11 protein-coding genes and 2 pseudogenes are annotated in these 13,131 nt (G+C 74.6%); 7 read left to right on the plus strand and 6 right to left on the minus strand.

What is annotated here, in order from left to right:
- Positions 1-77: 77 nt before the first annotated feature.
- The 5 genes and pseudogenes from AB0N04_RS34995 to AB0N04_RS35015 all read right to left on the minus strand — a co-directional run bounded on the left by AB0N04_RS34995 (position 78) and on the right by AB0N04_RS35015 (position 6,449).
- Entirely contained in the window at positions 78-1,127 is a 1,050-nt protein-coding gene (locus AB0N04_RS34995) for a CU044_5270 family protein (RefSeq protein ID WP_360218724.1), read from the minus strand.
- Complete coding sequence (locus AB0N04_RS35000) at positions 1,124-1,843, minus strand: RNA polymerase sigma factor (RefSeq protein ID WP_360218727.1); 720 nt, start codon at positions 1,841-1,843, stop codon at positions 1,124-1,126. Before AB0N04_RS35000 ends, AB0N04_RS34995 begins: the two co-directional genes overlap by 4 nt.
- Positions 1,844-2,104: 261 nt before the next feature.
- Complete coding sequence (locus AB0N04_RS35005) at positions 2,105-4,288, minus strand: catalase (RefSeq protein ID WP_360218730.1); 2,184 nt, start codon at positions 4,286-4,288, stop codon at positions 2,105-2,107.
- Between the two features lie 143 nt (positions 4,289-4,431).
- Positions 4,432-4,638 (minus strand): annotated as a pseudogene (locus AB0N04_RS35010) (glycoside hydrolase family 15 protein); the annotation flags it as partial.
- A gap of 24 nt (positions 4,639-4,662) precedes the next feature.
- Positions 4,663-6,449, minus strand: a pseudogene (locus tag AB0N04_RS35015) (thiamine pyrophosphate-requiring protein).
- Between the two features lie 193 nt (positions 6,450-6,642).
- On the opposite strand from AB0N04_RS35015, the gene AB0N04_RS35020 reads away from it, so the two are divergent.
- The 6 genes from AB0N04_RS35020 to AB0N04_RS35045 all read left to right on the plus strand — a co-directional run bounded on the left by AB0N04_RS35020 (position 6,643) and on the right by AB0N04_RS35045 (position 10,291).
- Entirely contained in the window at positions 6,643-7,215 is a 573-nt protein-coding gene (locus tag AB0N04_RS35020) for a hypothetical protein (RefSeq protein ID WP_360218733.1), read from the plus strand.
- Positions 7,216-7,398: 183 nt separating this feature from the next.
- Positions 7,399-8,319, plus strand: a complete 921-nt coding sequence (locus AB0N04_RS35025) for an NADP-dependent oxidoreductase (RefSeq protein ID WP_360218736.1) — start codon at positions 7,399-7,401, stop codon at positions 8,317-8,319.
- A gap of 124 nt (positions 8,320-8,443) precedes the next feature.
- Positions 8,444-8,614: a hydrophobic protein gene (locus AB0N04_RS35030; RefSeq protein ID WP_360218739.1), complete on the plus strand. Its 171-nt coding sequence runs from the start codon at positions 8,444-8,446 to the stop codon at positions 8,612-8,614.
- A 251-nt stretch (positions 8,615-8,865) separates the two neighbouring features.
- Positions 8,866-9,150: a hypothetical protein gene (locus tag AB0N04_RS35035; protein WP_360218742.1), complete on the plus strand. Its 285-nt coding sequence runs from the start codon at positions 8,866-8,868 to the stop codon at positions 9,148-9,150.
- A 110-nt stretch (positions 9,151-9,260) separates the two neighbouring features.
- Positions 9,261-10,007 carry an SDR family NAD(P)-dependent oxidoreductase gene (locus AB0N04_RS35040; protein WP_360218745.1) on the plus strand — a complete coding sequence of 249 codons (747 nt, stop codon included), beginning with the start codon at positions 9,261-9,263 and terminating at the stop codon, positions 10,005-10,007.
- Positions 10,004-10,291, plus strand: a complete 288-nt coding sequence (locus AB0N04_RS35045) for a hypothetical protein (protein ID WP_360218748.1) — start codon at positions 10,004-10,006, stop codon at positions 10,289-10,291. Before AB0N04_RS35040 ends, AB0N04_RS35045 begins: the two co-directional genes overlap by 4 nt.
- Before the next feature lie 84 nt (positions 10,292-10,375).
- On the opposite strand, the gene AB0N04_RS35050 is transcribed toward AB0N04_RS35045, so the two are convergent.
- Entirely contained in the window at positions 10,376-12,505 is a 2,130-nt protein-coding gene (locus AB0N04_RS35050; protein ID WP_360218751.1) for an MMPL family transporter, read from the minus strand.
- Positions 12,506-12,567: 62 nt separating this feature from the next.
- Between AB0N04_RS35050 and AB0N04_RS35055 the strand changes: the two genes are divergently transcribed.
- On the plus strand, positions 12,568-13,098 hold the full coding sequence (locus AB0N04_RS35055) for a MarR family winged helix-turn-helix transcriptional regulator (RefSeq protein ID WP_360218754.1): 531 nt from the start codon (positions 12,568-12,570) through the stop codon (positions 13,096-13,098).
- Positions 13,099-13,131: the final 33 nt, after the last annotated feature.

The following is a 13,131-nucleotide window of genomic DNA, read 5'->3' on the forward strand; positions in this document are numbered from 1 at the left end:
ATCACCGTGGTCGCGCTGCTCACCGCCGCGGCCGTCGCGGTCAGCGGCATCATCGGCTTCGTCGGTCCCCCGGGGGTTCAGCCCTTCGGCCTGTCCCCCGCACGGTCGACGACGCCGCTCTCCAGGACGGCGGTGGCGAAGGTGTACCCCTTGCCGTTCCCGGCGCCCGGGCCGGGGTTGCCGGTGGGCGGGAGGTCGCCCGGGCCGCCGGCGGGGAGGTCCGTCAGCAGCACCTCCCGCACACCGAGGAAGGCGCCGGTCGCCGGGTCGAAGACCAGCGACACCCGCTGCGTGCCGTTCGTGCCGACCACCGCGACCCCGTGCCGCCCGGCGGCGTCCGCCTCGTCGGCGACCACGGCCGTGCCGGGCAGTTTCGCGGCCGCCGTCATCAGCGCTCCGGCGACGGCCGGCGGCGCCGTGACGTTCATGAAGATCTTCTGGACGTCGCCGAAGGCGAGCTGGCTGCTCAGCTTCGGCGTCACCGGCATCCCCACGACCGACTTGGAGCGGTCGGCGGAGACCAGCTGCTGCAGCAGCCGGTCCGGGTCGGTGGGCAGCCCCGCGACGAACTCGTAGGTCGGCGAGGAGAAGTCCGCGTGCTGCGGGGCGCCGTGGCCCGCGCCGATGGTGGCGGGCCAGCTGATCCGACCGTTCGCGTCCGCGCCGGACACCGTCGGGTCCGCGATCATGCCGGCGGATCGGCCGTCGACCGGGAACCACATCGAGCGTTCGTGCCGGGACTCCAGGTCGCCGTCCTCGATCATGCGCTGGTAGGTGAAGCGGTGGTTGCCGGCGTCCGGGGTCGGACGGCCCGCGGCGGCCTTGGCCGCCCGGGACAGCAGAGCGGCGGCGTCCGTCGCCGCGGGCGCCGGTGTGGCCGGGGCGGAGGTGGCCGAGGTGGTGGGCGGCGCCGTGGTGGGGGCGGCCGGGGCGGCACCGCCGTCCCGGCCCGACGGCACGGCCAGGGTCACCGCCGCCAGCGCGCCGACCGCCAGCGGCGACGCGACCAGCCAGACCAGCCTGCGCCGCGGGCGCGGCGCCTTCTCCCCCAGGGCGATCTCACTCATCAGGTGTTCCTTCAGCAACCGTTGGCGGTCGGCGGGGAGGAGCTCGGGCGTGTTGGTCATCGGACGTCCCCCTGCATCGACCGGACGGCCTCGTGGCCGCCACCCCGTACCTGTCCGGCCACGGGCGCGAGTTCCCGACTTTCCTGACTTTCCTGACTCTTCCGGCTTTCCCGGCTTTCCCGGCTTTCGGAGGATTCCCGAGCTTCCCGGCGTTCCCGGTGTTCCCGGCCGTTCCGAAGCTCCTGCTCGGCGAGCGAGCGCAGCCGGGTGCGGGCGCGGGACAGTCGGGAGCGGACGGTGCCGACCGGGACGCCGAGGGCCTCGGCGGCCGAGGCGTAGTCCAGCCCCACCCAGACGCAGAGCCGGAAGACCTCGCGCTCCGCCCGGCGCAGGCCGGGCAACGCCCTTCGCACCGCGGCCAGTTGGGCACCGTCGTCGAGCCGTGCCACCAGCTCCTCGGCGAAGTCCGGCGCGGCCTCCCGCTCGCCGAGCCGCGCCATCGCCGCCCGGTGCCGACGGGTCGCCCGCGCGGTGTTGCGCAGCACGTTGGTGGCGATCCCGAACACCCAGGGCCGGAGGTCGCCGTCCCCCTCGTGCAGCTTGCCGCGCAGGCGCCAGGCGTCGAGGAAGGTCAGCGACACCACGTCCTCGGCGGCCGCCCAGTCCCCCAGGGTCCGCAGCGCGTAGCCGTACACCGCCTGGGCGTTGGCGTCGTAGAGCTCCCCGAGGGCGCGCTCGTCCCCGGCGCGCAGCCGCGCCCGTTGTGACAGTTCCATGCCCACCCCTGTCCGCTCACCCCTCCCGGTTCCCTGTGAACCGCGTCACTGCGGCGGCGGAACCGGCATTCTCCATGATCGTCCGGACGCCGGGGCCACCCGCGCCCCCGGCGGAGTGCGACAGAGGAGTCCGGCGGATCGACGGTCCTGCGGCAGACCACCGCCCGCCGGAACGGAAGGCACTGCGCGCGGCCCCGCACCGCACGGACGACCGGATGGCGTGCGGGAGGCAGCAGGGCCGGCGCGGAGCGGACGGCGAGGTCAGCGGTCCGGGAACCGGTGCCGGCCGACCAGCGCGACGAACTCGTCCCAGAACGCGGCGTCGGCCTGCGCGTCGCTCCCGCGGACCGCGATGCCTGCCACCGCTTCCGGGCGGCCGCTGCCGGCGGCCTCGCCCAGGGCGGTGCCGGATCCGAGGACGGCCATCGGCTTGCCGTGGCGCAGGGCCTCGGTGACGAACCGTACGGCGTCGGGATCGTCGGCGAGCGCGTCCGTGCCGTCGGGCACGACCACGGCGTCGTAGAGCACGGAGGCGGTGGTCGGCATCGCCCGGTCGACCGCGACGTCGACGGTGTCGCGGCCGGTCACGGTTCCGCCGTGCGGGGCGAGGGTCTCGGCCGTGGCGCCCTCGGCCTGCAGCCGGGCCCGCGCAGCCTGCACCTGGGCGGTGTCCACACCGTCCGTCACCAGGACGGCGACCTTGCGGGTGCCGACGCCCTCGCCGCGCTGGTTCTCCAGGCTCAGCGCGGGCGAGACCCGCACCCCGGCCCCGCGGCCGCCGCCCTCGCCCCCGTCGCCCGCGCCGTCCACGGGCGACGGTTCGGGCACGGGCTCGCCGATGCGCCGGGCGACCTCGGCGGCCAGCTCCTGGTCCACCCGGGTCAGGTTCGCCAGCATCCGGCGCCGCACCGCCCGGTCGCCGACCTTGCCGAGCTCGAAGGAGAACGCCGCGGTGATGTGCTCCTGCTCCCAGCCGGCCATGCTGCGCCAGAACAGCGCGGCCTGGCTGTAGTGGTCGGCGAAGCTCGGGCTGCGGCGGCGGATCGCGGCGCCGTCGACGCGCTCCTGGTAGTGCTCGAACACCCCGTCCGGCAGGCGGCCACCGCCCAGGCCGAACGGGCAGCCGCCGCCCACCGAGTTCGGCGCGTAGCTCGTACCGGAGTGGACGGTGTGCTGGCCGTGGCCGTCGCGGTGGTTGGTGCGCACCTCGGCAAGCGGCCGGTTGACGGGCAGCTGGGCGAAGTTGGGGCCGCCCAGGCGGATCAGCTGGGTGTCCAGGTAGGAGAAGTTGCGGCCCTGCAGGAGCGGGTCGTTGGTGAAGTCGATGCCCGGCACGATGTTGGCGGTGTGGAAGGCGACCTGCTCGGTCTCCGCGAAGAAGTTCTCCGGGTTGCGGTCCAGCACCATCCGCCCCACCGGCCGCACCGGCACGAGTTCCTCGGGGACGAGCTTGGTCGGGTCCAGCAGGTCGAAGGGGAAGGAGGACTCGTCGGCCTCGGGGACCAGCTGCACGCCCAGTTCCCACTCCGGGAAGTCACCGGCCCCGATCGCCTCCCACAGGTCGCGGCGGTGGAAGTCCGGGTCGCGGCCCGCGGTGATCTGGGCCTCGTCCCAGACCTGGGAACAGGTGCCGAGCTTCGGCTTCCAGTGGAACTTGACGAAGGTGCCCCGGCCCTCGGCGTCCACCAGGCGGAAGGTGTGCACGCCGAATCCCTGCATCATCCGGTAGCTGCGCGGGATCGCCCGGTCCGACATCACCCACATCAGCATGTGGGTGGACTCGGGTTGCAGGGAGCAGAAGTCCCAGAAGGTGTCGTGCGCGGAACCTCCGGTGGGGATCTCGTTGTGGGGCTCCATCTTCACCGCGTGGACGAAGTCGGGGAACTTGATCGCGTCCTGGATGAAGAACACGGGCATGTTGTTGCCGACCAGGTCGTAGTTGCCGTGCCGGGTGTAGAACTTCGTGGCGAAGCCACGTACGTCGCGCACCGTGTCGGCGGAGCCGCGCGGGCCCTGGACGGTCGAGAAGCGGACGAAGACGGGCGTGCGCCGGCCGGCCTCCTGGAGGAAGTCGGCGCAGGTGAACTCGGCCAGTGACGCGTACGGCTCGAAGAATCCGTAGGCGCCGGCGCCCCGGGCGTGCACCACCCGCTCGGGGATGCGCTCGTGGTCGAAGTGGGTGAGCTTCTCGCGCAGCTGGAAGTCCTCCAGCAGGGTGGGGCCCCGCTCGCCGACGGTCAGGGAGTTGTCGGTGTCGTCGACGCGCACGCCCTGGTCGGTGGTGAGCGGCCCGTCCTGATCGGGGGCCCTGGCGGCGTCGAGCGCGGTGTCCTTGGCGTCGCGCCCGTGGTGGGCGGGCGGGCCGGGGTTGGCGCCCGGGTCCGGGGCGCCGGTGACCGGGGGCGTGTGGGGGCGGCCTTCGGGCGGGCCGGGGTTGGCGGTCATGCCGTGTGCTCCTTCCAGCGACGGTCGACGGGGCGGAGGCCGGTCTGCGGGCGCCCGCCGACGGTCGGCTGCCCGGCAGCGCGGCACCCAAACGGGACGAAACCGTACAGATCTCCCGACGGCGTCCCGTCCCGGCGGCGCCGTCAAGGTTCCGCGGGGCCGGACGCGAGCCGGGCGGCGGTTTCGAGCATCACGGCGTGGACGAACGCCTGGGGGAGGTTTCCGCGGAGCTGGCGCTGGGCGACGTCGAACTCCTCGGCGTACAGGCCCGGTGGCCCGCACGCGGCGCGGTTGCGTTCGAACCAGCGCGCGGCCTCCACGTCGTCGTGCTGCTGGTGCTCGGCCAGGGCCGTCTTCCGGCTCTCCCCCATCGGTCACTTCCCTCCGCTGCCGGGCAGGAACTCCTGGATCTTGGCCTTCACTCCCTGCCGGACGACGGCCCCGCGGTCGCTGTCGCCCTTGAGCACCGACCGGGCGGCGGCCTTGATCTGGTCCCAGGAGGCGTGCGGCGGGATCGGCGGCACGGCCGGGTCGGTGCGGAAGTCGATGACGAACGGCCGGTCCGCCGCCAGTGCCTGACGCCACACCACCTCCACGTCCTCGGGCCGCTCCACCCGGGCCCCGTACAGGCCGAACAGCTGGGCGACGTCGGCGTACCGGACGTCGGGCAGGCTCTGCGAGGCCTCGAACTGCGGGGCGCCCTGCATCGCCCGCATCTCCCAGGTGACCTGGTTCAGGTCGTGGTTGTTCAGCACCGCCACCACCAAGCGCGGATCCGACCACTCCCGGTAGTACTTCGCGGCGGTGATCAGCTCCGCGAGGCCGTTCATCTGCATCGCGCCGTCGCCGACGATCGCGATCGCCGGGCGGTCCGGGTGGGCGAACTTCGCGCCGATCGCGTACGGCGCCCCGGCCCCATGGTCGCGAGCGTGCCGGACAACGAACCGCGTGCACCGCCGCGGAAGCGCAGGTGGCGGGCGTACCAGTTGGCCGCCGACCCGGAGTCGGCGGCGACGATCGCGTTGTCGGGCAGCAGTGCGTCCAGGGCGTGGACCACGTACTCGGGGTTGACCGGATCGGCGCTCACCTCGGCGCGCCGCTCCATCACCTCCCACCACCGGGCGGCGTTGTCCTCGACCGTCTTGCGCCAGGTGCGGTCCTCCTTGGGCTCCAGCAGCGGGACGAGCCGGCGCAGCGCCTCACCCGCGTCGCCCACCAGGTTGACCTCGAAGGGGTAGCGCAGCCCGACCATGGACGGATCGAGGTCGATCTGCACGGCGCGGGCCCGGCCGAATTCGGGCAGGAACTGGGTGTAGGGGAAGCTGGAGCCCACCACGAGCAGGGTGTCGCAGTCGCGCATCATCTCGTAGGACGCCCGGGTGCCGAGCAGGCCGATCGAGCCGGTCACGTACGGCAGGGTGTCCGGGAGGGCGTCCTTGCCGAGCAGGGCCTTCGCGACGCCGGCGCCCAGCAGGTCGGCGACCTGCTCGACCTCGGCGCGGGCACCGCGGGCGCCCTGCCCGATCAGCATGGCGACCTTCTCACCCGCGTTGAGCACCGCCGCGGCCCTCGCGAGGTCCTCCTCGGCCGGGACCGGGGCGTAGTGCGGCACACCGAGGCTGGAGGGAACCTGCTTGAACGCGTGCGCCGGCGGCTCGTAGTCGAGTTCCTGCACGTCCGCCGGGATGATCAGCGCGGTGACCGTGCGCCGCGTGGTGGCGATCCTCATGGCGCGGTCCAGCACGTTCGGCAGCTGCGCCGGGACGGTGACCATCTCGCAGAACTCCGAGGCCACGTCCTTGTACAGGGAGAGCAGGTCGACCTCCTGCTGGTAGGAGCCGCCCATGGCACTGCGGTCGGTCTGACCGACGATCGCCACCACCGGCACGTGGTCCAGCTTCGCGTCGTACAGACCGTTGAGCAGATGGATCGCCCCGGGCCCGGAGGTGGCCGCGCACACGCCGGTACGGCCGGAGAACTTCGCGTACCCGACGGCCGCGAAGGCTGCCATCTCCTCGTGCCGGGCCTGGACGAACCGCGGCCGGTCCTCGGCACGGCCCCACGCGGCGAGCAGCCCGTTGATGCCGTCGCCGGGGTAGGCGAAGACGTGCTCGACCTCCCAGTCGCGAAGCCGCTCCAGCACGTAGTCGGAAACCTTCATCACCGCACTCCTCCACACCGGGTACGGGGCCGCCGGACGTTCACGGGCCCGCAGCACGGCTAACCGCTCCGGTCGTGCTGAAACCGCCGCCGGGCACACCGGCCGGTGCCGGCCCGGATCCGGGTGGCCGTCGCCGCACGGAGCGCCACCGACGGGCAGCCGTTCCGCACCGGGCCCCGGGCCGGCCGGTGTGATGCCGCCGGAGAGGCGGACCACCGCGGACGGCGTCGAGCTGTGCTTCGCCACGCACGTCCTCGCCCCGTGGATCCTCACCGCCGTGCTCGCGCCCCTGCTGTGGCGGTCCGCGCCGAGCCGCGTCGCCAACGTCACCTCCGGCGGCCCGTACGGCCAGCGGATCCCCGCGGGCGACCTCGAGTCCCGGCAGACCCCGTACGGGCCGAAGAAGGTCTACGCCCGCACCAAGCGCCAGGAGCTGGTGATCACCGAGGAGTGGGCGCGCCGGCTCGACGGCACCGGGGTCCACGTCCACGCGATGCACCCCGGGTGGGCGGACACCGAGGGCGTGCGGCAGTGGCTGCCCGTCTTCCGCGCGCTGACCCGCCCGGTCATCCGCACCCCGGAACAGGGCGCGGACACCGTGGTCTGGCTCGGCGCGGCCCCCGAAGCCGTGCGGTGCACCGGCTTGTTCTGGCACGACCGCCGGCCCCGGCCCACCACCCACACCCTCGGCGCCGCGGCGGACAGCCCCGCCACCCGCCGGGAACTGTGGACCCACCTCACCGCCCTCACCGGCATCGACGCGTAGGCGCGCCGGCCGGGCGGTGCGGGCCGGCACGGGCCCGGCCGGGTGCGGGCCGGACGGCCGTCACTCCGACGGGTCGGTACGGGGGCCGAGCGCCCGCCCCCGGCATAGCGTGGCCGGCAGTGCCCGTCCGGTCCGTCCGGTGCAGGGCGCGCGACGTCGACGGTGGCTCCCCGGAGGTGGCTCATGCGCGCGGTGACCTACGACTCGTACGCCGGGGACAACTCCCGGCTGCAGTACGGCGAGGTGCCCGACCCGAAGGTGGGGCCCGGCCAGGTGCTGATCCAGGTCCGCGCGGCGGCCGTCAACCCGGTGGACTGGAAGGTCATGGCGGGCGGCCTGGACGGCATGATGGACACGGTCTTCCCGGTCGTCCCCGGCTGGGACGTGGCCGGCGTGGTCACCGCCGTCGGCCCCGACACGCCCGAGTTCACGCCCGGCGACGAGGTGATGGCCTACGCCCGCAAGGACGTGGTGCAGGCCGGAACGTTCGCCGAGTACGTCACGGTCGCCGCCCCCGCGGTGGCCCGCAAACCCGCCTCGCTCGACTGGGCGCAGGCCGCCGGACTCCCCCTGGTCGGCCTGACCGCACTGCGCAGCCTGAACCGGCTCGCGGTCGGCCCCGGCGACCTGCTGCTGGTGCACGGCGCCGCGGGCGGCGTCGGCAGCCTCGCCGTCCAGCTCGGCCGCGACCGCGGGGCCCGGGTGATCGGCACCGCGTCGGAGCGCAACCACGCGTTCGTCCGCGAGCTGGGCGGCGAACCGGTGAGCTACGGGGACGGCCTCGTCGAGCGGGTGCGCGCGCTCGCGCCCGAAGGGGTGTCGGGGGTCGCGGACTTCGTCGGCGGCCAGCTGGAGACGACGCTGGCTGTGCTCGCCGACGGCGGGCGCCACGTCTCCGTGGCCGATCCGCGGGTGGAGCAGCACGGCGGCCACTGGATCTGGGTGCGCCCGGACGGCGCCGAGCTGGCCGAGCTGGCGGCCGCCGCCGACCGGGGCGCGCTGACCGTCGAGGTCGCCGGCACCTTCCCGTTGGAACGTACGGCCGAGGCCTTCGACGCCAGTCGGACCGGCCACACCCGCGGAAAGCTGGTCATCGTGCCCTGACCCTCCGCACCCCGCGGCCCGCCCGCACGGCGGACCCGGCGGCACGAGAACGGGCTGGCATGACCCGGCGAAACCGGGGCAGCAGCAGACCCGTACCCGTCGCCGTACGTGAGGAGTCCGCACCGTGCTCGCTCTGGTCCTGGTCCTGCTGCTCGCCGTCCTCCTGTTCGGACTCGGCTTCGCCGTCAAAGTGCTCTGGTGGATCGCACTCGCCGTCCTCGTCATCTGGCTCCTCGGCTTCATCGCCCGTGGCAACACCGCCGCCGGGAGCCGCGGACGCTGGTACCGCTGGTAGCCGCTGATGCGACGAGGGGCCGCCGACCCGGTGGGGGTCGGCGGCCCGCTCACGTGCAGGATCCAGACGGAGCACGTGCCGAGCGGGTACCCGCCCGCGGTGCGCGCGAGCGTCTGTCGCGTGCGGTCGGTCCCCGCGACGAGCCCCCCACCCGCCGATCCGATGCGGCAACGCTGCGACTGCCGCTTCGCGCGTGCCGCTCGCAGGCTGGAGGAACAGGAACGATCACGGCACGGACCACCGGAGAGACCATGAACATCGTCCGTCGGCTCCACGAAGCCGGAATCACCAGCGAACACGCCTACACGGCGGCCTTCGGATCCGTCGGCCTGTCCCTGCTCAGCTGGCTCGCGTCGATGAAGGCCGAACAGGCCGGCGTCGAACGGGCCGACCGGTGGGGCATCTTCGTCGGCGAATGGGCACCCACGTTCTTCGGGCTCGGCCTGGCCCTCGCCGGGTACGAGAGGGAAGCCCGGGGCCAGGTGAGGAGTCCTCGCGGCGCCTGGCCGGACCACCCGGGCGAGAACGCCGGGTGACCTGATCATCGTGCCGCCCGGCGGTCGCTGCGGCCGGCCCGCGGAGCCGGCTCCCTGCCTCCGCCGCTGCTGCGCAGCACCGCCGGACGCGCTCTGCCAGGGAGAAGACGATGGTGGACATCAAGGGGCTGCGCCTGCTGGTGGTCGGAGCCACCGGGGTGATCGGCGGTGAGGTGGCGGCGGCCGCAGCCGCCCGTGGGGCCCGGGTGGCGGTGGCCGGGCGGGACCGTGAGCGCCTGGCCCGCGCGGCCGACCGCGCGGGCGCCGCGCCGGGGCAGCTGTTCGACGCCTACGACCTGGAATCCTGCCGGGCGCTCGCGGCTCGGGCGGCCGAAGGATCCGGCGGCCTGGACGCGGTGCTCCTCGCCTTCGGGGCGATCGCGTTCGGCCGCACCGGACATGTGCCGCTCGCGGTCCAGGAGCACCTGATGACGGTGAACGCCCTTGCCCCCATGGCCGTCCTCGAAGGAGCTCTTCCCGTCGTCGGGCCGGGCGGTGCGCTCGCCGCGGTCACCGGCGCCGTCGTCGACCGCCCCTTCCCGCTGACCTCCGCGTACCGGGCGTCCAAAGCCGCGCTGTCGGCATGGCTCGAGTCGGTCCGGGCGGAGTGCCGCCGGGAGCGGATCACCGTTCTCGACGCACGCCTGCCGCATCTGGACACCGGATTCGCGCGACGCGCCGTCACCGGGGTGCCGCCGCCCCTGCCGCCCGGTGCGGACCTGGACACCTGGGTGTCGGCGCTGCTGGACGCCCTGCTCCACGGGGCCTTCGTCCTCGGGCCCGACGCCGCGGACGGCCGTCCCACGGTCCTGCCGGCGACCTCGGGGGCCGCGCACCCCGTCGGGGGCGTCCGATGAGTTCCGCCCGCGCCCGGCGGCAGGGCTCCGCCGATCTGGTGGAGCTGATCCGCCGCGCGGTGGCCGCGGGGGACGGCGCCTTGGTCGAGGTCCTGCTGACGGTCCTGGAGGTGGTCGCCGACGGGGCCATGCTGCAGCGGCTGACCGAGGCGATGAGCCCGGCCACCCCGAGGGCTCGCCCGGCGCGGGGTGCCGCCCGCGTGGTCGGGGCGCGGGCCGCACGCGTCGCGAAGCCGCGGCCCGGCCGACCGCCCGGAGCGCCTTCGCGCGGGCGCCGGCCGTGAGGCGCCAACCCCACGACCCCGACGGCGCGTCAGGACGCGCGCGGCTCCCGGGGCGCGCCGTCAGGTCACGCCCCGGCGCGTGGTTCACGCGGAGCGGCTCCGGGCGTCGGGCCCTGCTCCCTCGGGCCGGCCGGGCCACCAGAAGCGGCGGCCGGTCAGCAGGACCAGCGCGGGGACGAGGACGGTGCGCACCAGCAGGGTGTCCAGGAGCACGCCGATGCCGACGATGACGCCGATCTGGGTGAGGGTGATCAGCGGCAGGACCCCGAGGACGGCGAACACGGCGGCGAGCAGGATGCCGGCGCTGGTGATCACGCCGCCGGTGGAGGCGAGGGCGCGCAGCACGGCGGTACGGGTGTCGTGGCCCGCGACGGTGTCCTCGCGGGTGCGGGCGATGAGGAAGATGTTGTAGTCGACGCCGAGGGCGACGAGGAACAGGAAGGACAGCAGGGGGACGTTGGTGTCCAGGGCCGGGAAGTCGTACACGGTGCGGAAGATCGTCCAACTCGCGCCCAGCGCCGCGAAGTAGGACGCGACGACGGTGGCGACCAGCAGCAGCGGGGCCACCAGCGCGCGGAGCAGGGCGATGAGGACGACCAGGACGATCGCGAGGACCAGCGGGACGACGACGCGGGTGTCGTGGGCGTTGGCCCGGGCGGTGTCGTAGGCCTCGGCGGTGGCGCCTCCGACGAGCGCGTCGGCGCCGGGCACCTCGGCGACGGTGCGGCGCAGCTGTTCGACGGCGTGGTCGGAGGCGGCGGTGCCGGGGGCGGCGTCGAGGACGACGTCGGCGCGCGCCCAGTGCTCGGTGCGGCCGGCCGGGGTGACGGCGGCGACGCCGGGCACCTGCCGCGCGGCGGTGGCGACCTGGTCGGCCGCGGTGGTGGTGGACAGGAGGGTGAGGGGGTCGGCGGTGCCGGCGGGCTGGACGGCGGCCAGCGTGCGCTGTCCGAGGACGGCCTCCGGGGTCCTGCGGAAGGAGTCGGCCTGGGCCAGTCCGGTGGTGATGCCGAGCGCGCCGGAGGCGAGGAGCAGCAGGACGGCGGTGCCGCCGACGGCGACCCGGCCGGGGCGCCCGGCGACGGTCCGCCCGATGCGCGACCACGGTCCGCGCCGGTCGGCGGTGACCGGGTCACCGACCTGGGGCACGAGCGGCCAGAAGATCCGGCGTCCGGGCAGGACCAGGGCCGCGGGCAGGACGACCAGGCCGAAGAGCATCGCGGTGAGGATGCCGACGGCGCCGGCGAAGCCGAGTCCGCGGTTGCCGGTGAGTTCGGCGGCGAGCAGCGTGAGCAGGCTCAGGACGACGGTGGTTCCGCTGGCCAGCACGGCCGGGGCGGTGCCGCGCCAGGCGCGGGCCATCGCGGTGAACCGGTCGTCCGTGAGGTGGAGCTCGTCGCGGTAGCGGGAGACCAGCAGGAGGGCGTAGTCGGTGCCGGCGCCGAAGACCAGCACGGACAGGATCCCGGCGGCGGAGGCGTCGACCTGGACGCCGGCGTGCGGGGCGAGGACGCCGACGAGGATGCCGGCCACGCGGTCGCCGGCGCCGACCACGAGGAGCGGGACGAGCCACAGGATCGGGCTGCGGTAGGTGAGCAGGAGGAGCACGGTGACCACCGAGGCGGTGGCGATCAGGAGGTTGGTGTCGGCGCCGGCGAAGACCTTGCCGATGTCCGCGCGGAACGCGGGTCCTCCGGTGACCTCGGCGCGCAGGGGCGCGGGCAGGTCCTGCGTGGCGGTGCTGCGGATCCGGTCGATCGCGGCGGTGTTGGCGGCGTCCCCGGCGGCGGTGGGCAGCAGCACGGCGACGGTGGCGACCTTGCCGTCGACGAGTCGGGGCGTCGCGGCCTCCGGGGCGAGGCCCAGGGTGCCCAGCGGCGTGGCGCGTCGGTCGATCACGGCTCGCTGGGCGTCGGTCAGGGGGCTGCCGTCGGTGGTGCTGAAGACCACGATAGCCGGGGCGGCGGCACCGGACGGGAAGCCCTTGAGGATCTCGGCGACCCGGGCGGACTGCGAGGAGGCGGGCAGGCCGGTCCCGGTCGCCTTGGTGGTGGTGGCGTCTCGGGGGCCGAGCGCGAACGCGGCGCCGAGCCCGACGAGTGTGAGGAGGAGGACCAGCCAGGCGGTTGCCCGCGGCCTCCGGAGCGGACGGCCGGTCGGAGCCGGGCGATCGGTGGACGGCGGCCCGGCGTGCCGGGTCAGGGAAGGGGACACGGGAACGCACCCTCGAAGTCGTTAAGTAACTTAGCGATCCTTACCGTGTCAGACTGATGCGCATGGCGCAACACCAGCCCTTCGGAGCCGCACCGGATTCGGATTCCGGCCTGCGCGGAACCGCACGCCCGCACGGTGCCCCGCCCGGCGACGACCTCTCCCGGGCGCTGCGCGACGTGCTCACCCTGACCCAGCTCGCCCGCGCGGTCCTGGCCGAGCGCCTCGGCATGCCGCTCACCAACGTCGAGGCGGTCGAGCACGTGGTCATGGCCAGGGGCGCGGACGAGCCGATCGGCCCGGTCGAGCTGTCCCGCCGCCTCGGCGTCACCAGCGCCGCCGGGACGCAGTCCGTCAACCGGCTCGTCGCCGAGGGGCACATGACCCGCGGCCCCCACCCGAGCGACCGCCGCCGCCAGGTCCTGGACGTCACCGACAGCGGCCTCACCCACGTGATGGGCGAACTCGCCCCGCTGCTGGGCCTCCTCCACGAGGCGTCCACGGACCTCACCGAGGACGAGCGCGCGGCCGCCAAGCGCTACCTCGACAACGTGTCCGCGGCCTACCGCAGCTACCTGGCCCAGGACGCCGGGTAGCAGCACGGGGCACCCGCCCTGCGGCGGTGTCCG

It is taken from the genome of Kitasatospora sp. NPDC051702, assembly GCF_040681575.1.
Taxonomy (GTDB): Bacteria; Actinomycetota; Actinomycetes; order Streptomycetales; family Streptomycetaceae; genus Kitasatospora.